19 protein-coding genes are annotated in these 21,087 nt (G+C 61.6%); 11 read left to right on the top strand and 8 right to left on the bottom strand.

The window, feature by feature from the left end:
* Position 1: 1 nt before the first annotated feature.
* Both ACI7M0_RS04490 and ACI7M0_RS04485 read left to right on the top strand, forming a co-directional pair.
* Positions 2-970: an ABC transporter ATP-binding protein gene (locus ACI7M0_RS04490; RefSeq protein ID WP_003255260.1), complete on the top strand. Its 969-nt coding sequence runs from the start codon at positions 2-4 to the stop codon at positions 968-970.
* Positions 970-1,938 (top strand): peptide ABC transporter ATP-binding protein, encoded by a 969-nt coding sequence (locus ACI7M0_RS04485; protein ID WP_003255261.1) that lies wholly within the window; start codon positions 970-972, stop codon positions 1,936-1,938. Before ACI7M0_RS04490 ends, ACI7M0_RS04485 begins: the two co-directional genes overlap by 1 nt.
* 366 nt (positions 1,939-2,304) lie before the next feature.
* On the opposite strand, the gene ACI7M0_RS04480 is transcribed toward ACI7M0_RS04485, so the two are convergent.
* A complete protein-coding gene (locus ACI7M0_RS04480; RefSeq protein WP_121162286.1) occupies positions 2,305-2,409 on the bottom strand; it encodes a LysR family transcriptional regulator in 105 nt (34 codons plus the stop codon).
* Positions 2,410-2,551: 142 nt separating this feature from the next.
* Entirely contained in the window at positions 2,552-3,421 is an 870-nt protein-coding gene (locus tag ACI7M0_RS04475; RefSeq protein WP_129932957.1) for a DMT family transporter, read from the bottom strand.
* A gap of 614 nt (positions 3,422-4,035) precedes the next feature.
* On the opposite strand from ACI7M0_RS04475, the gene ACI7M0_RS04470 reads away from it, so the two are divergent.
* The 4 genes from ACI7M0_RS04470 to ACI7M0_RS04455 all read left to right on the top strand — a co-directional run bounded on the left by ACI7M0_RS04470 (position 4,036) and on the right by ACI7M0_RS04455 (position 7,838).
* Positions 4,036-4,860, top strand: coding sequence for a nuclear transport factor 2 family protein (locus ACI7M0_RS04470; protein WP_177413607.1), 825 nt, complete (start codon positions 4,036-4,038; stop codon positions 4,858-4,860).
* Positions 4,861-4,924: 64 nt separating this feature from the next.
* Positions 4,925-6,331: an FAD-binding oxidoreductase gene (locus tag ACI7M0_RS04465; protein WP_129932958.1), complete on the top strand. Its 1,407-nt coding sequence runs from the start codon at positions 4,925-4,927 to the stop codon at positions 6,329-6,331.
* A 33-nt stretch (positions 6,332-6,364) separates the two neighbouring features.
* On the top strand, positions 6,365-6,706 hold the full coding sequence (locus ACI7M0_RS04460; RefSeq protein WP_012051262.1) for a cupin domain-containing protein: 342 nt from the start codon (positions 6,365-6,367) through the stop codon (positions 6,704-6,706).
* A gap of 52 nt (positions 6,707-6,758) precedes the next feature.
* Complete coding sequence (locus tag ACI7M0_RS04455; RefSeq protein WP_003248478.1) at positions 6,759-7,838, top strand: polyamine ABC transporter substrate-binding protein; 1,080 nt, start codon at positions 6,759-6,761, stop codon at positions 7,836-7,838.
* Positions 7,839-7,969: 131 nt separating this feature from the next.
* Here the strand turns inward: ACI7M0_RS04455 and ACI7M0_RS04450 are convergent, their stop codons facing one another.
* Entirely contained in the window at positions 7,970-9,553 is a 1,584-nt protein-coding gene (locus ACI7M0_RS04450) for a peptide chain release factor 3 (RefSeq protein ID WP_003248481.1), read from the bottom strand.
* 557 nt (positions 9,554-10,110) lie between these two features.
* Here ACI7M0_RS04450 and ACI7M0_RS04445 point away from each other — a divergent pair.
* Genes ACI7M0_RS04445 through ACI7M0_RS04430 form a run of 4 tightly spaced genes read left to right on the top strand, consistent with a single transcriptional unit; the run spans position 10,111 to position 13,553 of the window.
* A complete protein-coding gene (locus ACI7M0_RS04445; RefSeq protein ID WP_003248483.1) occupies positions 10,111-10,824 on the top strand; it encodes an ABC transporter permease in 714 nt (237 codons plus the stop codon).
* A gap of 13 nt (positions 10,825-10,837) precedes the next feature.
* On the top strand, positions 10,838-11,749 hold the full coding sequence (locus tag ACI7M0_RS04440; RefSeq protein ID WP_049586430.1) for a glycine betaine ABC transporter substrate-binding protein: 912 nt from the start codon (positions 10,838-10,840) through the stop codon (positions 11,747-11,749).
* Entirely contained in the window at positions 11,746-12,399 is a 654-nt protein-coding gene (locus tag ACI7M0_RS04435) for an ABC transporter permease (RefSeq protein WP_003248487.1), read from the top strand. Before ACI7M0_RS04440 ends, ACI7M0_RS04435 begins: the two co-directional genes overlap by 4 nt.
* Positions 12,396-13,553, top strand: coding sequence for a betaine/proline/choline family ABC transporter ATP-binding protein (locus tag ACI7M0_RS04430; protein WP_010952079.1), 1,158 nt, complete (start codon positions 12,396-12,398; stop codon positions 13,551-13,553). The genes ACI7M0_RS04435 and ACI7M0_RS04430 overlap by 4 nt, the downstream gene beginning before the upstream one ends.
* A 239-nt stretch (positions 13,554-13,792) precedes the next feature.
* Here ACI7M0_RS04430 and ACI7M0_RS04425 read toward each other — a convergent pair whose 3' ends face one another.
* The 3 genes from ACI7M0_RS04425 to ACI7M0_RS04415 all read right to left on the bottom strand — a co-directional run bounded on the left by ACI7M0_RS04425 (position 13,793) and on the right by ACI7M0_RS04415 (position 17,799).
* Positions 13,793-16,222 carry a TonB-dependent siderophore receptor gene (locus ACI7M0_RS04425; RefSeq protein ID WP_129932959.1) on the bottom strand — a complete coding sequence of 810 codons (2,430 nt, stop codon included), beginning with the start codon at positions 16,220-16,222 and terminating at the stop codon, positions 13,793-13,795.
* Positions 16,223-16,330: 108 nt separating this feature from the next.
* Entirely contained in the window at positions 16,331-17,293 is a 963-nt protein-coding gene (locus tag ACI7M0_RS04420; protein ID WP_064492417.1) for a FecR family protein, read from the bottom strand.
* Positions 17,294-17,313: 20 nt separating this feature from the next.
* On the bottom strand, positions 17,314-17,799 hold the full coding sequence (locus ACI7M0_RS04415) for an RNA polymerase sigma factor (RefSeq protein ID WP_003248496.1): 486 nt from the start codon (positions 17,797-17,799) through the stop codon (positions 17,314-17,316).
* A gap of 507 nt (positions 17,800-18,306) precedes the next feature.
* Between ACI7M0_RS04415 and ACI7M0_RS04410 the strand changes: the two genes are divergently transcribed.
* Positions 18,307-19,470 (top strand): type III PLP-dependent enzyme, encoded by a 1,164-nt coding sequence (locus ACI7M0_RS04410; protein WP_003248498.1) that lies wholly within the window; start codon positions 18,307-18,309, stop codon positions 19,468-19,470.
* A gap of 183 nt (positions 19,471-19,653) precedes the next feature.
* Here the strand turns inward: ACI7M0_RS04410 and ACI7M0_RS04405 are convergent, their stop codons facing one another.
* Both ACI7M0_RS04405 and ACI7M0_RS04400 read right to left on the bottom strand, forming a co-directional pair.
* A complete protein-coding gene (locus tag ACI7M0_RS04405) occupies positions 19,654-20,403 on the bottom strand; it encodes a tetratricopeptide repeat protein (protein WP_070096327.1) in 750 nt (249 codons plus the stop codon).
* A gap of 3 nt (positions 20,404-20,406) precedes the next feature.
* Positions 20,407-21,087 carry a Fe2+-dependent dioxygenase gene (locus ACI7M0_RS04400; protein ID WP_003248502.1) on the bottom strand — a complete coding sequence of 227 codons (681 nt, stop codon included), beginning with the start codon at positions 21,085-21,087 and terminating at the stop codon, positions 20,407-20,409.

Raw genomic sequence — 21,087 nt, 5'->3', positions numbered from 1 at the left:
CATGTCACTGTTGCAGATCAACAACCTGAATGTGCGCTTCGGCGACGCCAACGCGGTACCGGTGGTCGATGGCCTGGACCTGGCGGTGGATGCCGGCGAAATCCTGGCCATCGTCGGCGAGTCCGGCTCGGGCAAGTCGGTCACCATGATGGCCCTGATGGGCCTGATCGATGCCCCCGGGCGCATCACCGCCGACGCCCTCACCTTCGACGGCACCGACATGCTCAAGCTCAGCGGCCGTCAGCGGCGCAAGGTGGTGGGCAAGGACATCGCCATGGTCTTCCAGGACCCGATGACCGCGCTCAACCCCAGCTACACCGTAGGCTTCCAGATCGAGGAAGTGCTACGACAGCACCTGGGCCTGAAAGGCAAGGCTGCACGCCAGCGTGCTCTGGAGCTCTTGAAAAAGGTCGAGATCCCGGCCGCCGAAAGCCGCCTGGACGCTTACCCGCACCAGCTGTCAGGCGGCATGAGCCAACGTGTGGCGATCGCCATGGCCATTGCCGGCGAGCCCAAGCTGCTGATCGCCGACGAACCGACCACGGCCCTCGACGTGACCATCCAGGCACAGATCATGGAACTGCTGGTCAACCTGCAGAAGGAGCGCAACATGGCGCTCATCCTGATCACCCACGACCTCGCCGTGGTCGCCGAAACCGCCAGGCGGGTGTGCGTGATGTACGCCGGCCAGGCCGTGGAAGTAGGCCAGGTGCCAGAACTGTTCGATGTGCCCGCCCACCCTTACAGTGAAGCCCTGCTCGCCGCAATCCCCGAGCACAGCATTGGCGCCGAACGCCTGGCCACACTGCCTGGCATCGTCCCCGGCCGCTACGACCGCCCGGTCGGTTGCCTGCTGTCACCACGCTGTCCCTATGTACAGGACAATTGCCGGCGCCAGCGCCCGCCCCTCGACCCACAGGCCCACAGCCTGGTGCGTTGCTTCTACCCGCTGAACCAGGAGGTGGCGTGATGGCCGTCGTTCTATCTGCCCGGGAGCTGACCCGGCACTACGAAGTCTCCCGCGGGCTGTTCAAGGGCCATGCGCTGGTGCGCGCGCTCAATGGCGTGTCGTTCGAACTGGAGGCCGGCAAGACCCTGGCCGTGGTCGGCGAGTCGGGCTGCGGCAAGTCGACCCTGGCCCGCGCCCTGACCCTGATCGAAGAGCCGTCGTCCGGCTCGCTGCAAATTGCCGGCACCGAGGTGAAGGGCGCCAGCAAGGCAGAGCGCAAACAACTGCGCCGCGATGTGCAGATGGTGTTCCAGAGCCCCTACGCCTCGCTCAACCCACGGCAGAAGATCGGTGACCAACTGGCCGAACCGCTGCTGATCAACACCTCGCTGAGCAAGGCCGAGCGCCGCGACAAAGTGCAGAAGATGATGGAGCAGGTCGGCCTGCGCCCCGAGCACTACCAGCGCTACCCTCACATGTTCTCTGGCGGCCAGCGCCAGCGTATCGCCCTGGCCCGGGCGATGATGCTGCAGCCCAAGGTGCTGGTGGCCGACGAACCGACCTCCGCGCTGGACGTGTCGATTCAGGCGCAGGTGCTGAACCTGTTCATGGATCTGCAGAAGGAGTTCAACACCGCCTACGTGTTCATCTCGCACAACCTGGCGGTGGTACGGCATGTGGCGGATCAGGTATTGGTGATGTACCTGGGGCGGCCGGCGGAGATGGGGCCGAAGGAGGACATCTACAACAAGCCGCTGCATCCCTATACCCAGGCGCTGCTGTCGGCGACACCGGCGATTCATCCAGACCCGTTGAAGCCGAAGATTCGCATCGTCGGGGAGCTGCCCAACCCGCTGAACCCGCCGGATGGGTGTGCCTTCCACAAACGCTGCCCGTATGCGACCGAGCGGTGTGCCAAGGAGGTGCCGGCGCTGAGGCAGGTGAGTACGCGGCAGGTTGCGTGCCACTATGCGGAGCAGTTTCTTTAACTGTTAGAAAACTGGGCAGCCCTCAATGCGAAAAACAGCAGTTTGCTGCGCTGCCCAGCTGAAGTACCAAGGCTTTTTGATTGTGGAGCTGAATCCATTTGTGGACGAGGTTGCCATTGAGGCTGTAGCCCAAGGCGATGTTTGCGATGGAGGCGCCGGGCTCGTCGCACTCTGGGCTTTGAAAGGTTTATTGTAGGTACGGCGCTGAGGCCTGGAAAATCCGCTTGCTGGGTCAGAAATGGTGTCTACTTTTAGGTGGACACCATGGCCTTCGCCGGTTCCATCAGGAAGATGTGTTGGCCGGACGGATACCGGGATTCGACCATCAGGGAAGTGTCAGACTTTTGTGTACGGGACAAGGTATTTTCAATGCTTTGATACCTGCTTGCTGACTGCAGACGCCGTCAAGCCTAATCGGGCAGATGCGTATACAATACTTCCAGTTTCAACCACTACCGCAAATGCTGCCATGCAAGGCAACATATCAACATGACTTTCGCAAGATAGATTTGATAGTCCATCACTATGAGCACTCATATCTACAGGCCCACAGCGAAGAAATACGCCATTGGCACATCCCCCAAAATCTACAATTTATATACCGAAGAAAATGTCACCCATACAGGTGCAGAAGCAAAGCCCCTGACAACACTAGGCTAACACCACCGATCTGGATGACTGACAGCCGCTCGCGAAAAAAGAAGTACCCCAGGATCGCGGCGATACCACCCGACAACGTGCTGATGACGGTGACAACGGACACCGAGCCATTTAGAGCCCCCCAAGAAAACGCAGAAAACCCTCCCAAGTTGAAAAGACTTGCCCCGCACAGTGAGCCATAGGTCTTCAGCATTATCGTCGTATGGTCCCGCAGAAACTTGATGGCTTCAGGGATAAGGAACATGACCCCCACCGCATACCCTAGCGCCAGCATGTTCACCGGTCCCAGCGCCGGCAAGGTGAATTTCCCCTGAATCCAGAAGCTGATGCCGTAAAGCATGGCCGCCAACAAAGCAAACCACACAGACATCACACTGGTGACCTTACGATCGAAACCACCACCATTATCGCTGCGGCAGGCCAACAGCACGCCGAAAAAGCAGACAAGGATACCGACCACCTGCCAAGCGGAGAGGGCATCGCCACCCAGCCATGCCAACAGCGTTGTAAAAACACCATACGAAGTGACCAGGGGCGCCACGATGGCTGTCTTGCCAATAGCGAAAGCTTTTGAAAGCGCCAGCGCTCCTACTACGGTGCATAGAGAGGCGACAATTCCTAACCCTATCGTGAGCCAGGGCGCAGAAGTAAATTTCTGCCACTGATCGGCTGAAATGGCAATAATGATTGCCATCAAGAAAAGCCCTAGCAACTGACCGAAAAATACCGCCCGCTTTACTCCAACCGCTCTTGCGTTCACGCCGACCAAGAAGTCGGTGCCCCCCCAGAACACCGCAGCCAGCAACCCCATGAATACGTCCATAGCAATGGTCCTTAATTATGAATTATTCCTGAACCTCCTCAGACAGTAATCGGGAAAACAGCAGAAATCAAACACCTATTTTGACAAGAATCTACAGACTAACGTATTTCGGCACGCCCACCAGCCTAGCAACATAATTAACGAGTTAGTTAGTACTGTAGAGATAGCGGCAAGTGCCAAGAGAATACTGTAGGAACTTTCAGACAACACTCCACCTGCACTTACTACACTAAATATTACTAATTCAACGAGACCTTTGGTGTTCATCAGAACACCAAATTGGATTTATTGATCTCAAGCCCGACATCCGGGCCCTGCCTTGCACATGCCTTTTGTAGCGAAGAGTTGTAGCAAAAGGGCCGCATAGCGGCCCCCAAAATCTCAATGCATAAAGAACCAGATCAGAATGATCACCGGAATCGGCACCCCAATCATCCAAAGCAGTATCGAGCGCATGGCCTTTCTCCTTGTTCGATGGTGACAAGAAAGGTGCAGCCGCCATGCCAGTTGTATCAAAAAACTACATTTATAAGAATCAAAGGCTTACCCACCAAACCGCCTGAGCAAACCGTGCAATATGCAGGATCCACGCCCTTGCACCTGGGTGTTCTGCAATGCACTATCCACCCATGATCGCCACCACCCTCCCCGACGGCCCCGAGCAAACCCCGCTTACCGCCGAAATCGTGCTGCGCTACCACCTCTGCTGGAAGCATCGCGACCTCGACGGTGTCATGGCGCTCTACCACCCCGATATCCAGTACCACGACTTCTTCCAGAATCGCGTGCTCGGCCATCAGGAACTGCGCGACTACGTATGCGCTTGCCTGCCCCATGAAGCTGGCGAGGACATCGTCCACAGCGACCGCATCCGCGTCGATGGCTGCACCGCATTCATTCAGTATCAGGTCACGGTCCAGGGCGGCGACGGCCTGGTTGCGTTCCAGTCCAGCGAGGCGATCACCGTCAGGGACGGGCTGATCTGGCGGGTCAACGAATACGCCACGCTGGTCCGCCAGAACGGCACAGGCCACGCCAACAGCGGTCCGCGCCCCGCCACCAGCCGCTTGGGCCTGTCACCCCGGCAGTTGTCGACCATGGCCCAGGACCTGGAGCACTACTTCCAGCGTCAACGCCCCTACCTCGACCCGGAGCTCGACCTGCAACAGGTCGCCGACGCCAGCGGCTACAGCCGCAACCAGATTTCCTACCTGCTCAACCAGGTGCTGGGGCAAAGCTTCTACCGCTACGTCAACCAGGCACGCCTGCAGCACCTGATGGCCAGCCTCGGCGATGACAGCGTCGAGGCGACGATCGACGAGCTGGCCTTCAGTGCCGGCTTCAACTCGCTGTCGGCGTTCTACAAGTGCTTCCGTGAGCACACCGGGCTCACGCCCAAGGCCTACCTGAAGCAAATTTCCCTGCGTGCACGCACGTAGGACAGCTGCCCGCTGACACCACTACGATCGCCCACAGACCTTGACGGATGTGGAGCCGAACCCGATGCAACCCCTGCGCACGCTCAGCCTGTGGATGGACCAGCTCGACGAGCCGCTGTGCGCGCGCCCGGCACTGCGCAATGACCTCGACGTTGACGTGTGCATCATCGGTGCCGGCTATACCGGCCTTTGGACCGCGTACTACCTCAAGCGCCAGGCCCCCCAGCTGAACATCGCGGTGATCGAAGCCCAAATCGCCGGCTTCGGCGCCTCCGGCCGTAATGGGGGCTGGCTGATGGGCAACCTGCTCGGCGAAGACCGCCTGCTCGGCACCCTCTCACCGCAACAGCGCCGCGCCAGCATCGACCTGCTGCACGGCATCCCGGATGAAGTGCATCGCGTGCTGCAAAGCGAAGGCATCGACTGTGACTACCGCAAAGGCGGCGTGCTGTATTGCGCGGCGCGCTACCCGGAGCAGGAACGCAGCCTGCGCGCCTACCTCGACGACTTGTATCGCCAAGGCATGACCGAGGACGACTACCGCTGGCTGAGCCCCGAGCAGTTGGGGGGCCAGCTGCAGGTCAGCAATGCGTTTGGAGCCATCTACAGCCCGCACACGGCGACCATCCAGCCAGCCAAGCTGGTGCGCGGCCTTGCCCGGGCAGTGGAAGCGCTGGGCGTATCGATCTACGAAAACACCCCGGCCATCGACTGGCAGCCGAGCGAGGTGCGTACCCCGCTGGCACAGATTCGCTGCCAGTGGATGGTGCCTGCCGTGGAGGGTTACGCCGCCAGCCTGCCGCCACTGGGCAAACACCAATTGCCAGTACAGAGCCTGCTGGTGGCCACCGAGCCGCTGCCAGAGGCCTCCTGGGAGCAAATTGGCCTGAGCAAGGGCCAAGCCTTCAGTGAAAGCAGCCGCCAGGTCACCTACGGCCAGCGCACCGCCGACAACCGCCTGGTCTTCGGTGCCCGCGGTGGCTACCGCTTCGGTGGGCGTCTGCGCGAAAACTTCAACCTCGACGAACACGAAGTCGAACTGCGCCGCTACCTGTTCGGCGAACTGTTCCCGCAGCTCAAACAGGTACGCATCACTCATACCTGGGGCGGCAACCTGGGCATGGCGCGACGCTTCCGCCCACACATGCTCTGCGACCGCCAGCGCGGCATCGCCCTTGCCGGCGGCTACGGCGGCGAAGGCGTGGGGGCTACCAACCTGGGTGGACGCACCCTGGCGGCGCTGATCCTCAACCAGCGCAACGAGCTGACGGCGCAACCCTGGGTGCTCGACAACCGCCCGCTATCGAGCCTGGCCAGCTGGCCTCCCGAGCCCTGCCGCTGGCTGGGCTACAACGCGATCATCCAGAGCTTCGTCCACGAGGACCGGACCCTCGCCAACCCCGCCAGCGCGCCGTGGAGGCGGCGCCTGGCCATCTCGGTTGCGGACTTCATGGAAGGCTTCATGCACTGACTTCCCTTTTCACTCGTACAGGATCCACCGGTCATGAGCATCACCCAGTTCAAGAACACCGAATTTGCCGTGCTCGACAGCTCCAACCCGGTCGCGGTACCGCTCGGCGAACCCGTGGCAGTCACGTCAGTCACCTGCGTGGAGCGCAGCGATGGCGTTGAAACCGGCATCTGGGAATGCACCCCAGGGCGCTGGCGGCGGCAGATCGTGCAACAGGAGTTCTGCCATTTCATCAAGGGCCGCTGCACGTTCACCCCCGACGGTGGCGAGCCCCTGGTCATAGAAGCCGGAGACGCATTGATGCTACCGGCCAACAGCACCGGCACCTGGGACATCCAGGAGACCGTGCGCAAGACCTACGTGCTTATTTTCTGATCCGCTGATCGCCTGCCTTCGATAACAACAGACAAAGCAAGGTAAACCCGACATGCGCACCTTCCTCCTCGCCCCCCTGATGCTGGCCGCCAGCGTGGCCAGCGCCGCTGAAACGGTGAAGATCTACAACTGGTCCAGCTACGTGGCCCCCGACACGTTGAAGAACTTCCAGCAAGCCAGCGGCATCGTGCCGACCTATGACGTGTACGACAGCAATGAAACCCTCGATGGCAAGTTGATGACCGGCAATTCCGGCTACGACGTGGTGTTTCCCTCCAACCATTTCATGGCCCGGCAGATTCAGGGCAAAGCCTTGAAGCGCCTGGACAAGTCGCAGCTGCCCAACTGGCACAACCTCAACCCGGTGCTGCTCAAGGCGCTGGAGGTCAACGACCCGGGCAACCAGTACGGCTTCCCGTACCTGTGGGGCAGTACCGGTATTGGCTACAACATCGACAAGGTCAAAGCAGTGCTCGGCGACAACGCGCCCGTGGACTCCTGGGACCTGATCTTCAAGCCCGAGTACATGAGCAAGCTGAAAAGCTGTGGGGTCGCGGTGCTGGACAATGGCCCCGAACTGCTGCCGATCGCCCTGCACTACCTGGGCTTGCCCCATCACAGCCAAGACCCCAAGGACTACGAGAAGGCCAAGGACCTGCTGATGAAAGTGCGGCCTTACATCAGCTATTTCCACTCGTCCAAGTACACGGGCGACCTGGCCAACGGCGATATCTGCGTGGTAGTGGGGTTCTCAGGGGACGTGCTGCAGGCGAAGAACCGCGCCGATGAGGCGAACAATGGCGTGAAGGTGGGCTATTCGATACCCAAGGAGGGCGCGCCGATGTGGTTCGACATGGTCGCCATGCCCGTCGATGCGCCGGATGAAAAGGCCGGATATGCCTACATGAACTACCTGCTGCAGCCGGAAGTGATGGCCAACATCAGCAACCACGTCCAGTACGCTAACGGCAACCTCAAGGCGGACGGGTTGGTGGACCCGGCGATGAAGGGTAATACGATGATTTACCCGAGCGACGAGGTGATGGGCAAGCTGTATGCGCTGGAGGCGATGCCGGCGAAGATCGACCGTATTCGTACGCGAATCTGGACCAGTATCAAAGCCGGGAACTGAAATGGGGCCGCCTAGCGGCCCTTCGCGGGCACGCCCGCTCCCACAGGTATCCCATGACCTCCTGGTTTGGTGATTCCCTGTGGGAGCGGGCGTGCCCGCGAAAAGCTGCAAAGCAGCCCCGATTTCAGGCCTTAATGGTGCTCGCGGGTAGCGCGGAACTTGATGTCCGGCCAGCGCTCTTCCATCAGCGCCAGGTTGACCCGGGTCGGCGCCAGGTAGGTCAGGTGACCGCCGCCGTCGATGGCCAGGTTTTCCATGGCCTTGGTCTGGAATTCCTCGAGCTTCTTCTTGTCATCGCAGCTGATCCAGCGCGCCGACCAGACGGTGATAGGCTCGTAGGCGCACTCCACCTTGTACTCTTCCTTCAGGCGGCTGGCGACCACGTCGAACTGCAGCACACCGACCGCACCCAAGATGATGTCGTTGCTGCGCTCAGGGAAGAACACCTGAGTAGCACCTTCTTCGGCCAGCTGCTGCAGGCCTTGACGCAGTTGCTTGGATTTCAGCGGGTCTTTCAGGCGTACGCGGCGGAACAGCTCCGGTGCGAAGTGCGGGATACCGGTGAAGCCCAGCGCCTCGCCTTCGGTGAAGGTGTCGCCAATCTGGATGGTGCCGTGGTTGTGCAGGCCGATGATGTCACCGGCAAAGGCTTCTTCCAGCTGCTCACGCTCGGAGGAGAAGAACGTCAGCGCATCGCCGATACGCAGGTCTTTGTTCAGGCGCACGTGGCGCATTTTCATGCCCTTCTCGTACTTGCCCGAGCAGATGCGCATGAAGGCGATACGGTCGCGGTGTTTCGGGTCCATGTTCGCCTGGATCTTGAACACGAAGCCGGTGAACTTCTCTTCCACAGGCTCCACGGTGCGCTCGTGGGCCACACGGCCAAGCGGACGCGGCGCCCAGTCGACCACGGCGTCGAGCACGTGGTCGACACCGAAGTTGCCCAGCGCAGTACCGAAGAACACCGGGGTCAGCTGACCGTTGATGAACTCTTCCTGGTTGAACTCGTGGCAAGCGCCCTGCACCAGCTCCAGTTGCTCGACGAACGAATCGTACTGGTCGCCCAGGTGCGCGCGGGCTTCGTCCGAGTCCAGCTTCTGGATGATCTTGGCTTCGGTGCGCTCGTGGCCATGGCCCGGGGTGTACACCACGATGTAGTCACCGGTCAGGTGGTACACGCCCTTGAAGTCGCGGTAGCAACCGATCGGCCAGGTGATTGGCGCGGCCTTGATCTTCAAAACGGCTTCGATCTCGTCGAGCAGTTCGATCGGGTCGCGGATGTCTCGGTCGAGTTTGTTGATGAAGCTGACGATTGGCGTGTCGCGCAGGCGGCACACGTCCATCAGGGCGATGGTACGCGGCTCAACGCCTTTACCGCCGTCGAGCACCATCAGCGCCGAGTCCACCGCGGTCAGGGTGCGGTAGGTGTCTTCCGAAAAGTCTTCGTGGCCGGGGGTGTCGAGCAGGTTGATCATGTGCTCGCGATACGGGAACTGCATCACCGAGGTGGTGATGGAGATGCCGCGCTGCTTCTCCATTTCCATCCAGTCGGAGGTGGCATGGCGGTCGGACTTGCGCGACTTCACGGTACCGGCGACGGCAATGGCCTTGCCCATCAGCAGCAGCTTCTCGGTGATGGTGGTCTTACCGGCGTCGGGGTGGGAAATGATTGCGAAAGTGCGGCGCTTCGCGACTTCGGCGGCCTGGTTGGTCATGGGAAATCGCCTGACTGGGGGATTTGAAAGGGGCAGTATCATACCTGAAGTTGGGCCTGGACCAAAATCTGCCGAATGAATGGCGCCTGTACCGGCCCCGTCGCGGGTAAACCCGCGCCTACAGGTACGACACAGGGTTCGGATGCGGTGCAGTCTTCGTAGGAGCGGGTTTACCCGCGAAGAGGCCAGCACAGACAAAAGGAATCCAACAGGCAATCGCTTTATCACGACAAATAACCAAAACGCAGTTATTTCAACGCCTGCAGCACGTCAAGTCGCTGTTTTTTCTCGCCCAAAAACCCGCAACCCAGCGATTAACACTGGCCAAATGCCGTCCCAGATGGGAACCTTTACGCCCACGGAGACGTCCACTCCCCTGCAAACCGCTTCGGTTGGGGACTGGTTTCATCAGCATTTTCGGGCCCGACGGGGTTCGGCTCATGGCCTGATCGCAGCCCTCGGTTTGCATCACGCTGCTACTCGCGAACACACCACCCGCCGCCAGGACTGGCCGGCAACCAAGAAGTGTGCTCGCCGACTACACAAGGAGTCCACCTGTGGCTAAACGCTACGGAAAGGGGCTGTTGGGATGGGCCGCCGTGCTCGTCATCCTGGCCCTGCTGGTCCACTGGATCGGCATCGACACGATCGCGCGTTATCGCGACGATCTTGGGTTCTATCTGCAAGCGCACCTGGTACTGGTGCTGGCTTCGATGGCGGCGGCGCTGGCCGTGGGCATCCCCGCCGGCATTGCGTTAAGTCGACCGCACCGGGTCGACAAAGCCGAGCGCTTCATGCAGTTCTTCAACGTTGGCAACACCATCCCCCCTCTGGCCGTTCTGGCCATCGCCCTGAGTATCCTGGGCATCGGCGCCGGGCCTGCGATCTTCGCACTGTTCCTCGCGTCCCTCCTGCCCATCGTGCGCAACACCTACGAAGGCCTGAAAAACGTCCCCGCATCGCTCAAGGAAGCCGCTACCGGCATTGGCATGACCCCGCGCCAGCAACTCTGGCAGGTGGAACTGCCCAACGCCGTGCCGATCATCGTCGGCGGCGTACGCGTGGCCCTGGCGCTGAACGTGGGCACCGCACCGCTGGCGTTCCTGATCGGTGCCAACAGCCTGGGCAGCCTGATCTTCCCCGGCATCGCCCTGAACAACCAGCCGCAGCTGCTGCTGGGGGCCGCCTGCACCGCGCTACTGGCACTGGTACTGGACGCGGCGGTGAGTTTCTCCAGCAGGCGCTGGCTGGAACGTGGCCTGGCCCAATAAGGATAGGAAACGCATGAAGAAGAGAATCGCCTTGCTGCTGGGCGCGGCCCTGCTGTTCGCAGGATTTGCCCAGGCAGCGGAAAAACCGCTGATCCGCATCGGCGCGCGGGTGTTCACCGAACAGACCGTGCTCGCCGAAATCACCGCGCAGTACCTGCGCGCCAATGGCTTCGATGTGCGTGTCATCGGCGGGCTTGGCAGCAGCCTCGCTCGCCAGGCCCAGGAAACCGGCCAGCTCGACCTGATGTGGGAATACACCGGGGTGTCGCTGGTGTCCTACAACCACATCGATGAGCGTATGCCCAGCGCCGAGGCCACCTACGCCAAGGTCAAGGAGCTGGATGCCAAAAAAGACCTGATCTGGCTGACCCCGTCGAAATTCAGCAACACCTATGCCCTCGGCTTGCCAAAGCAGGTCGCCGAGGCCTACCCGCAGATCAACTCGATCAGCGACCTCAACCAGGTGCTGCGCGACGAGCGCAAGCGTAATCACCTGGTGGCCCTGGACACCGAGTTCGCCAACCGCCCCGACGGCCTGGTCGGGCTCAAGGAAATGTACGACCTGCAGGTCGGCCGCGCCAACATCCGCCAGATGGACGCGGGCCTGGTCTACACGGCCATGCACAACAACCAGGTGTTCGCAGGCCTGGTCTACACCACCGACGGTCGCCTGAGCGCGTTCAACCTCAAGCTGCTCGAAGACGACAAGCACTACTTCCCCGACTACACCGCCGCCCCGGTGGTGCGCAAGGCCGTGCTCGACGCCAACCCGCAACTGGTCGCCCTGCTCAAGCCACTGGCCGAGCAGCTCGATGACGAGACCATGCGCCAGCTCAATGCCAAGGTCGACGTAGACCACCAGAACCCGACCGCAGTGGCCGCCGCATTCCTGCGAGAGCATCCCCTCAAGGAGGTACAGCCATGAGCCTGCTCGACACGTTCGCCCACCTCGACTGGGCCCAGGTGCTGCAACTGACCTGGCAGCACATCATGCTGGTCGGCATCGCCGTCGGCCTGGCGATCCTCGTTGGCGTGCCGCTGGGCATCCTGATGACCCGCTTCCCGGCAGTGGCCGGCCCGCTGCAGGCCAGCGCCACAGTGCTGCTGACCATCCCATCGATTGCGTTGTTCGGCCTGCTGCTGCCGTTCTACTCCAAGTTCGGCCAGGGGCTGGGCCCCTTGCCGGCGATCACTGCCGTGTTTCTTTATTCGCTGCTGCCAATCATGCGCAACACCTACCTGGCCCTGACCAATGTCGAGCCCGGTATCCGTGAAGCCGCGCGTGGCATTGGCATGACCTTCGGCCAGCGCCTGCGCATGGTCGAGCTGCCCATCGCCGTACCGGTGATCCTCGCCGGCGTGCGCACCGCCGTGGTGATGAACATCGGCGTCATGACCATTGCCGCCACCATCGGCGCCGGCGGCCTCGGCGTGCTGATTCTGACTTCCATCAGCCGCAGCGACATGTCGATGCTGCTGGTCGGCGCCGTACTGGTCAGCCTGCTGGCGATCATCGCCGACCTGCTGCTGCAAACCCTGCAACGTGCCCTGACTCCAGAAGGACTGCGCTCATGATCGAACTGAAGAACCTCAGCAAAACCTTCAACGTCAACGGCAAGGACGTCAAAGCCGTCGACTCGGTAAGCCTCACCGTCAACGAAGGGGAAATCTGCGTGTTCCTCGGCCCGTCGGGCTGCGGCAAGAGCACCACGCTGAAAATGATCAACCGCCTGATCACGCCCACCTCGGGCCAGGTATTCATCAATGGCGAAGACACCACCGGGCTGGACGAAGTCACCCTGCGCCGGCACATCGGCTATGTGATCCAGCAGATCGGTCTGTTCCCCAACATGACCATCGAGGAGAACATTACCGTGGTCCCGCGTCTGCTTGGCTGGGACAAGCAGAAATGCCACGAGCGGGCTCGCGAGCTGATGCACATGATCAAGCTCGAACCCAAGCAGTACCTGCAACGCTACCCGCGGGAGCTGTCTGGCGGCCAGCAACAGCGTATCGGCGTGATTCGCGCCCTGGCAGCAGATGCACCCGTGCTGTTGATGGACGAGCCGTTCGGCGCGGTCGACCCGATCAACCGCGAGATGATCCAGAACGAGTTCTTCGAAATGCAGCGGGCGCTGAACAAGACGGTAATCATGGTCAGCCACGACATCGACGAAGCGATCAAACTGGGCGACAAGATTGCCATCTTCCGTGCCGGCAAGCTGTTGCAGCTGGATCACCCGGATACCCTGCTGGCGCACCCGGCGGATGATTTCGTCAGCAACTTTGTGGGCCAGGACAGCACGCTCAAACGCCTGTTGCTGGTGCGTGCCGAGGATGCAGCGGACAACGCGCCGTCGGTGAGCCCGGAAACACCGGTGGGCGACGCGCTGGAGCTGCTCGATGAGCACGACCGCCGCTACGTGGTGGTGACCGACGCGCAGAACAAGGCGCTGGGCTATGTGCGCCGACGTGACATGCACCGCCAGCAAGGGACGTGTGGCGATTTCCTGCGGCCGTTCAATGCCACGGCGTCGCACGATGAGCATTTGCGCATCCTGTTGTCGCGCATGTACGAGTTCAACCGCGCGTGGTTGCCAGTGCTGGATGCCGAGCAGGTGTTCCTGGGCGAGGTGACGCAGGAGTCGATTGCTGCGTACCTGAGCTCGGGGAGATCGCGGGGGGCGAAGAGCAGTATCGTTTCGCCGGCCGAGGCGGTGGTTTCGTAATCGCCGGGGGCGCTTTGCGCCCCTTCGCGGGTAAACCCGCTCCTACAACGGCCTGTGTTCAATCCCCGATGTATGTCCACCACCGATCAATGTGTAGGAGCGGGTTCACCCGCGAATACGGTGGTGGCGGCAACGGTGAACGACGGGTGAAGATTGGCCAGCAGGCCCGGCCCTTTCGCGGGTGAACCCGCTCCTACGACGGCCGCGAAGGGCCGCAAAGCGGCCCCGGCAATCTCCGATCAAAACCCAACACTGGCCTGCACGTAGAAGGTTCGCGGCTCACCCACGTAAAGGCCGGCATTGTTATCACTGGAGCGGGTGAAGTACTGCTTGTCGAACAGGTTCTTCACACCAGCCGCCAGCTTCAGGTTGGACAACTGCGGCCCGAACTCATAACCGCCACGGGCATGCCAGGTCACGTAGCCTGGAATATCGCCATACTGCCCGTCAGCACTCGGCTCGGTGATGTAGTCGCCATTGAAACTGCCATCGGCATTGATCCCGGTACCGGGTGCGCGCTGCCTGGATTGGGCGTAGGCATCCAGGTTCCAGGTCCAGTGGTTGATCGCGTAACGCACCCCGGCAGTGGCCACCTGGCGTGAATAGAACGGCAGGTCACGGCCCTTGAACCCCGGGATATCCCCTTCATAGGTCGCGCGGGTATAGGTGTAGCCACCGCTCACCGACAGCCCGTCCAGGCGCGGGTCCAGCCCTGCCAGGTCATAACGCACCGAGGCCTCGATGCCCTGGTGCTTGGTCGCACCGAGGTTGGTCCAGCCCACGTCGTTGCTGATGTACTGCAGCTCATCATCGAAGTCGATGTAGAACGCCGTCAGCTCACCGGCAAAGCCGCCATTGTCATAACGGGTACCGATTTCGTAGGTCTTGGCTTTTTCCGGCTCCAGGCCATTGGCCGTACTGTTGCCAGAACCGCCCTGGCCCAGCTGGAAGTACTGCAGGCTACCGAACGAAGTCTCGTAGTTGGCGAATACCTTCCAGGCATCGGAAACGTGGTACATCACGCTCAGTGCCGGCAAAGGCTCGTTGCTGGTGATGCTGCGCTTCTTCTCGGCTACCGGGCGGTTGTTGGCGTCCAGCGCCGGGCGGTCGCGCCAGTCGGTATTGATGTGCTCGAAGCGCACGCCAGGGGTGATGGTCCAGTTGCCCACGTCGATCTTGTCGTCGATGTAGTAGGCGCTGGCCTCGGTGCCGCCGCTGCGGTCCTGGAACACGTGGCCGTCGGAAGTCGGGGTCACCGTCGGTACGTTGTCGATCAGCGCCAGGCGAGTCGACTGTTCGCGCATCGCTTCCTTCAGGTAACGGTAACCGACACTGACTTCCTGGGTGGTTGGGCCGGCAAAGAAGATGCGCGACACACGGGGTTCAATGGCGAAGGTGTGGTAGTTGCGCGGGTACGACGACAACGTCTTCATGTCCCGCGAGGCTATTGTGCTGCCGCGGAAGCTGTCGGTGTAGTAGGTCAGCACTTCGAACTGGGTGGCATCGTCGAGCTGCCGCTGCCATTTGAACGACACATCCTTGCGCCGGCCCGCGAAGTAGTCGTAATCGCGCAGCGACTGGTACGGGTTGCTGTCGTATTGGGCCTGGGTCAAGCCACCCGGCATGTCGGCACGGCCATCGTAATAATGGAAGTTGAGCCAGAACTCATCGACATCGGTTGGCGCCCAATGCGTCTTGAGGATAACGTCGTCGATGTCGTTGCCGTTGTTGCTTTCACGGTAACCGTTGCCATTCACCCCGGTGTACAACAGCGCCACGCCCATGCCATTGTCGGCCGTGCCACCGACGAAGGCTGACTCGGTGTGTTTCCAGCCACCGTGCTGGGAGGTCTCCAGGGTGGTGGACAGCTCTGCCGAGGCCTTTTCCGGAATCGCCCGGGTTACAAAGTTGATCACGCCGCCCACGTTCTGCGGGCCATAGCGCACCGAGCCGGCACCGCGCACGACGTCGATGCTGTCGAGGTTGCCAGAGGAAATCGGTGCCATCGACAGCTGTGGCTGGCCATACGGCGCGAACGCGGCCGGGATGCCATCGATCAGTACCGTGGAGCGTGGTGACAGGCGCGAAGTAAGGCCGCGCACGCCCACGTTCAGCGACAGGTCGCTGCCACCGGTTCCGTTGGAGTCCTGCACTTGCACGCCGGGGATGCCGCGCAGCACGTCGCGCACGTTCATTGCGCCCTTCTCCACCATCGCCTCGCGGCGTACCACGGTGCGTGCCCCGGGGTGGTTCTGTACCACGCTCTGCTGGGCATCACCCAGCCAGTCACCGACCACCTTGATGTCGGTGGGTGCCAGCTCCAGGCTGCCGCTGCCCAGGTCAAGGGTAGTCGGCAGAGGCTTCACCACAACGGTGTCCCCGGACATCTCGTAGGTGAGCCCGCTGCCTTGCAACAGCTGTTGCAGCGCCTGCACCGGCGCCAGGTTGCCCGATACCGCCGGGGCCTGTTTGCCGGCGACCAGCTCGGGGCTGAAAAACAGCTGCAGGCTGGTCTGCTGGCCGAGCTGGTTCAGCGCCGAACCCAACGGCTGGGCCTGGATCTGGAGGGTATTGCCGGCCTCTGCGGCCTGGCTGTCAACGGCCACGGCGCTGACCGCCAGGGCCAGCGCCAGGGCGCAAAAGCGTGGGAAGGGTTTGTTGTTGTTCACGTCGTCGAAACATCCTGGAATGCGGAATAAACGCCAACCGCGTGCAAATGGAAATGCTTGGCAGTTGCAGCTGGCGAGGAAGACGAACGAGTGAAAAAAAACCTGAATCTAGTTGGCGATTATTTCGCTGGAGCCGTCTTCATGGGCCTTGATGGCCACCGGCAGGATGCTCGGCAAAGCCCGCAGCAGAGCGTCTGTATCGTTGGTACTGAAGGTGCCGGACAGGCGCAGCCGCGCGACTTTCCCAGGGGCGACCCGCAATGGCTGGCTACGGTAGCGCAAGGTTTCGGCCACTACTTCGGTGAGGGTTGCGTTGTCGAACACCAGCTTGCCCTGTCGCCATGCGGTCATGGCGCCGGTGTTGACCGCATAGGGTGCGGCGACCAGGCCCTGTGCATCTATATGCGACCCCTGCCCGGCCGTCAGTTGCGCCAGCGAGGCGCCCTTGCCCTGCACCCGCACCGACCCCTGTTCCACCGCCACACGGGTGCTGGCTGGGTCCAGGCGGACGTCAAAGCGGGTACCTGTGACGATCACACTGCCCTGGGCAGTGTCGACCACAAACGGCCGGTTACTGTCATGGGCGACGCTGAACATCACTTCCCCGGCGTTCAGGCGCACGTGCCGCTGGCCGGCGCTGAACTCCACCTGCAACTGCGTGCTGCCATTGAGCTCCAGATGCGAGCCATCCGGCAGTTCGACCTGACGGCGCTCATTGAAGGCCGTCTGCAGGCTGCCCTGATGGTTCAGTTGCAGGTGGTGCCAGCCGGTCCAGCCCAGGCCCAGCGCCACTACCGCGACACTGGCGGCCAACGCCTGGCGCATGAAACGCCGTCGTGGCAGCTGCTGCACCGGGTCTGGCCGGCACAGCGCCTCCAGGTGCTGGCGTGGAATGAAGTCGGCGGCCTGCCACACGCGGCAGAGATGCTCATATTCTTCCCGGTGGTGCTCGTCGCTCGCCAACCAGGCACGCAACTGCTTGTGCAGCCCGGCATCCCGAGGTGCATCCTGCACGCGGGCGAACCATGCGGCCGCCTGCTCGCGGACGGCATCGGTACCGTGCTGTTTCATCGAAAAGGCCTCCTGACTCTTCATGCCGACACATCCAGGTGCTCACGCAGGTGCCGGAGCGTGCGGATCATATACTTTTCGACCATGTTCTTGCTCAACCCCATGCGCTCGGCAATTTCGGCCTGGGTCAGGCCTTCAAGCTTCTGCCAGATGAACACCTGCCGGCAGTTGAGTGGCAGCTCGGCCAGAGCCCGCTCGACGCTGTCGGCCAGCTCCAGGGCATGCACGTAGGCTTCCGGGTCGCCACTGCCGGTTGCGCCTTCTTCGAAGGCTTCCCGCTCCAGGGCCTGGCGGCGGTCCTCGCGACGGAAGCCATCCACAGCGATGTTGCGCGCAGCCTGATGCAGGTAGGCGCGTGGCTGCTCAACCTGCTCGCGCGGGGTTTCCAGTACCCGGACAAAGGCATCATGGGTGAGGTCCTCGGCCTGCTGACGACTGCGCAGCTTGCGCGTCCAGGTGCCGATCAGCTCATGGTAGTGGTCGAGGAAGCCTTTGTGTCCGGACACGGTCGGGGGTCATCAGGGAGGCAGATAAGGGTGCGAATAGTAATGTTTCTCATCAAAAGCAGCAAATCCGCCAGTCGGTAACAAAAAATTTATGGGCGATTTCCTGTACGGGGGGACCAGGAAAATGTGGCCATAAATATGAACACCTCCGGCCCTTTCGCGGGCAAGCCCGCTCCCACATGGAACGCGTATCCCCTGTAGGAGCGGGCTTGCCCGCGAAGGGCCCAACACGCTCCATTCCACAATTTTTTACGCTTGAAAGATCGCAGGGAACATCAGCCGGTCACACGAGTCGGTTATTCAAATGGCTGGTCGTCGATCCACGTCGATCACGCCCGGATTGCCTGTTGATTCTGCATTCTTCACGCCCTAAAGTGCGCGCCGAACGTCCATGCTGGAAACGATCCATCCGGCTCAAGTACTGAGTAGGCGAACCAAAGTGGGGATACGGAGGACGTTCAGTTTGCAGCCACTTAATCTTTCAGTTTGCCCATGGAGTCCCTGAGCATGTCGATCCAGGTCGAAGACTATTTCGCGCGTGAAACCTTCCAGAAAATGAAGGCGTTCGCTGACAAGCAGGAAACCCCGTTCGTACTCATCGACACCCAGATGATCAGCCAGGCGTACGACGACCTGCGCGCCGGTTTCGAATTCGCCAAGGTCTACTACGCGGTCAAGGCCAACCCGGCCGTTGAAATCATCGACCTGCTCAAAGAGAAAGGTTCGAGCTTCGACATCGCCTCGATCTACGAGCTGGACAAAGTGATGGGCCGCGGTGTCAGCGCCGACCGCATCAGCTACGGCAACACCATCAAGAAGTCCAAGGACATCCGCTACTTCTACGAGAAGGGCGTGCGCCTGTACGCCACCGACTCGGAAGCCGACCTGCGCAACATCGCCAAGGCCGCACCGGGCTCGAAAGTGTACGTGCGTATTCTGACTGAAGGCTCCACCACTGCCGACTGGCCGCTGTCCCGCAAGTTCGGCTGCCAGACCGACATGGCCATGGACCTGCTGATCCTCGCCCGCGACCTGGGCTTGGTGCCATACGGCATCTCCTTCCACGTGGGCTCGCAGCAACGCGACATCAGCGTGTGGGACGCCGCCATCGCCAAGGTCAAGGTAATCTTCGAACGCCTGAAAGAAGAAGACGGCATCGAACTGAAGCTGATCAACATGGGTGGTGGCTTCCCAGCCAACTACATCACCCGTACCAACAGCCTGGAAACCTACGCCGAAGAAATCATCCGCTTCCTCAAGGAAGACTTCGGTGACGAACTGCCGGAAATCATCCTCGAGCCCGGCCGTTCGCTGATCGCCAACGCCGGCATCCTGGTCAGCGAAGTGGTGCTGGTCGCACGCAAGTCGCGTACTGCCGTCGAGCGCTGGATCTACACCGACGTGGGCAAGTTCTCCGGCCTGATCGAAACCATGGACGAAGCCATCAAGTTCCCGATCTGGACCGAGAAGAAAGGCGAAGCCGAAGAAGTAGTCATCGCCGGCCCGACCTGCGACAGCGCCGACATCATGTACGAGAACTACAAGTACGGGCTGCCGCTGAACCTGGCCATCGGTGACCGCCTGTACTGGCTGTCGACCGGCGCCTACACCACCAGCTACAGCGCAGTGGAATTCAACGGCTTCCCGCCGCTGAAGGCTTACTACCTGTAATGCACGACGGGGCCGAAAGGCCCCGTTTTCATTTGTGTGCTGTCGATGCTGGCCTCTTTGCGGGTAAACCGTAGAACGGCCTGCGCCCAACCACCGATGCGTGTGTAGGAGCGGGTTTACCCGCGAATACGATGGCGGCGGCAACGGTGAACGGCCAGTGGAAATTGGCCGGCACAGTCAACCTCACTCACCACGCCGATCGATCTCCTCGGCATACCGCGCCGCAAAGGCCATCAACACCGGCCCCGCACCCTGCAGGGTTACCAACGCAGCACGCAGGAAATTCATGTTCCCCGCAACCCGGGCCTGCTCCAGCCACTGCCCTGCCTCGGCCAACTGCCCACGCTCGACCAGCACCAGCGCCAGGCTGAACATCCCACGAAAATCCCCCGCCTCGGCCGAACGCCGATACCAGCGCACCGCCCGCGCCGGGCTGGGCGCCGTGGCAATGCCCTGCTCCAGGTAACGCCCATACAGGTTCATCGATTTGGCATGCCCCAGCTGCGCAGCCTTCTCGTAGCACATCAGTGCCTGCGCCTGATTGGCCGGCACCCCACGCCCGGTCGCCAGAAGGTTGCCCAGGTTATACAGGCCCCAGTCCAACCCGGAGTCGGCCGCACGGGCGTAGTGAACGGCAGCCTGCGCCAAACTCACCTCGCCGCCCCAACCATGCTCCAGGCAACGCCCGAGCATGTTGTGCGCCATGGCACTGCCACCCTGTGCAGCGATACCGAACCAACGCCGGGCAACCGTGGCATCCTGCTGGATGCCACGCCCATCCAGCAGGATCTGCCCCAGCAGCAGCTGCGCCTCGACCACGCCCTGCCCCGCTGCCGCCAGAATCGCCTGGGCGGCCTTGCCGGGGGTTTCCTCGAGCATGGCCTGCAAGCCGGCCACATCCACCACTTCCTCACGTCGCAGCAGGTAGGACACGGCTCAGACCTCAGCCCAGCGGCGCAGCAAATTATGGTAGGTGCCCGTCAGTTGCAAAAGCGAAGGATGGTCCGGCACATCGGCAGTCAGTTGCTGGATTGCGTTGTCCATCTCGAACAGCAGCGCCCGCTGGCTGTCATCGCGCACCAGGCTCTGGGTCCAGAAGAATGCGGCATAGCGTTGGCCACGGGTCACCGGGTTGACCTTGTGCAGGCTTGTGCCGGGGTACAGCACCATGTCACCGGCGGCCAGCTTGATCTGCTGCACGCCATAGGTGTCCTGGATCACCAGCTCACCGCCGTCGTAGCTTTCCGGGTCGCTGAGGAACAGCGTGGAAGACAGGTCGGTACGCACCCGCTCCGGGCTGCCCTTGGGCTGGCGCAGGGCATTGTCGATGTGGAAACCAAAGTTGCCGCCATCGCGGTAGCAGTTGATCAGCGGCGGGAACACCTTGTGCGGCAAGGCTGCCGACATGAAGCGCGGGGTCTTCCACAGGCGGTCGATCAGCGCAGTGCCGATTTCCTTGGCCAGTGCATGGCCTTCCGGCAGCTGCAGGTTGTGCTTGGCCTTGGCCGACTGATAACCCGCCGTAACCTTGCCATCGGCCCAGTCGGCCCGCTCCAGCGCCTCGCGGATACGGGCCAGTTCATCAGCGTCGAACAGGCCTGGAATGTGAAGCAGCAT

The sequence above is a fragment of the Pseudomonas sp. 10(2024) genome (genome assembly GCF_045164175.1).
Lineage (GTDB): Bacteria > Pseudomonadota > Gammaproteobacteria > Pseudomonadales > Pseudomonadaceae > Aquipseudomonas > Aquipseudomonas alloputida.
The sequence above is the reverse complement of the archived record's forward strand: the minus strand, read 5'-3'. Positions and strand labels throughout refer to the sequence as shown.

Coding starts and splice junctions, on each gene's coding strand:
- ACI7M0_RS04435 (WP_003248487.1), top strand. CDS start 11,746: ATGAGCCTGCTCGACACGTTCGCCCACCTCGACTGGGCCCAGGTGCTG.
- ACI7M0_RS04485 (WP_003255261.1), top strand. CDS start 970: ATGGCCGTCGTTCTATCTGCCCGGGAGCTGACCCGGCACTACGAAGTC.
- ACI7M0_RS04430 (WP_010952079.1), top strand. CDS start 12,396: ATGATCGAACTGAAGAACCTCAGCAAAACCTTCAACGTCAACGGCAAG.
- ACI7M0_RS04465 (WP_129932958.1), top strand. CDS start 4,925: ATGCAACCCCTGCGCACGCTCAGCCTGTGGATGGACCAGCTCGACGAG.
- ACI7M0_RS04400 (WP_003248502.1), bottom strand. CDS start 21,087: ATGCTGCTTCACATTCCAGGCCTGTTCGACGCTGATGAACTGGCCCGT.
- ACI7M0_RS04490 (WP_003255260.1), top strand. CDS start 2: ATGTCACTGTTGCAGATCAACAACCTGAATGTGCGCTTCGGCGACGCC.
- ACI7M0_RS04480 (WP_121162286.1), bottom strand. CDS start 2,409: ATGGCAGCATTTGCGGTAGTGGTTGAAACTGGAAGTATTGTATACGCA.
- ACI7M0_RS04470 (WP_177413607.1), top strand. CDS start 4,036: ATGCACTATCCACCCATGATCGCCACCACCCTCCCCGACGGCCCCGAG.
- ACI7M0_RS04420 (WP_064492417.1), bottom strand. CDS start 17,293: ATGAAACAGCACGGTACCGATGCCGTCCGCGAGCAGGCGGCCGCATGG.
- ACI7M0_RS04475 (WP_129932957.1), bottom strand. CDS start 3,421: ATGGACGTATTCATGGGGTTGCTGGCTGCGGTGTTCTGGGGGGGCACC.
- ACI7M0_RS04455 (WP_003248478.1), top strand. CDS start 6,759: ATGCGCACCTTCCTCCTCGCCCCCCTGATGCTGGCCGCCAGCGTGGCC.
- ACI7M0_RS04440 (WP_049586430.1), top strand. CDS start 10,838: ATGAAGAAGAGAATCGCCTTGCTGCTGGGCGCGGCCCTGCTGTTCGCA.
- ACI7M0_RS04410 (WP_003248498.1), top strand. CDS start 18,307: ATGTCGATCCAGGTCGAAGACTATTTCGCGCGTGAAACCTTCCAGAAA.
- ACI7M0_RS04450 (WP_003248481.1), bottom strand. CDS start 9,553: ATGACCAACCAGGCCGCCGAAGTCGCGAAGCGCCGCACTTTCGCAATC.
- ACI7M0_RS04460 (WP_012051262.1), top strand. CDS start 6,365: ATGAGCATCACCCAGTTCAAGAACACCGAATTTGCCGTGCTCGACAGC.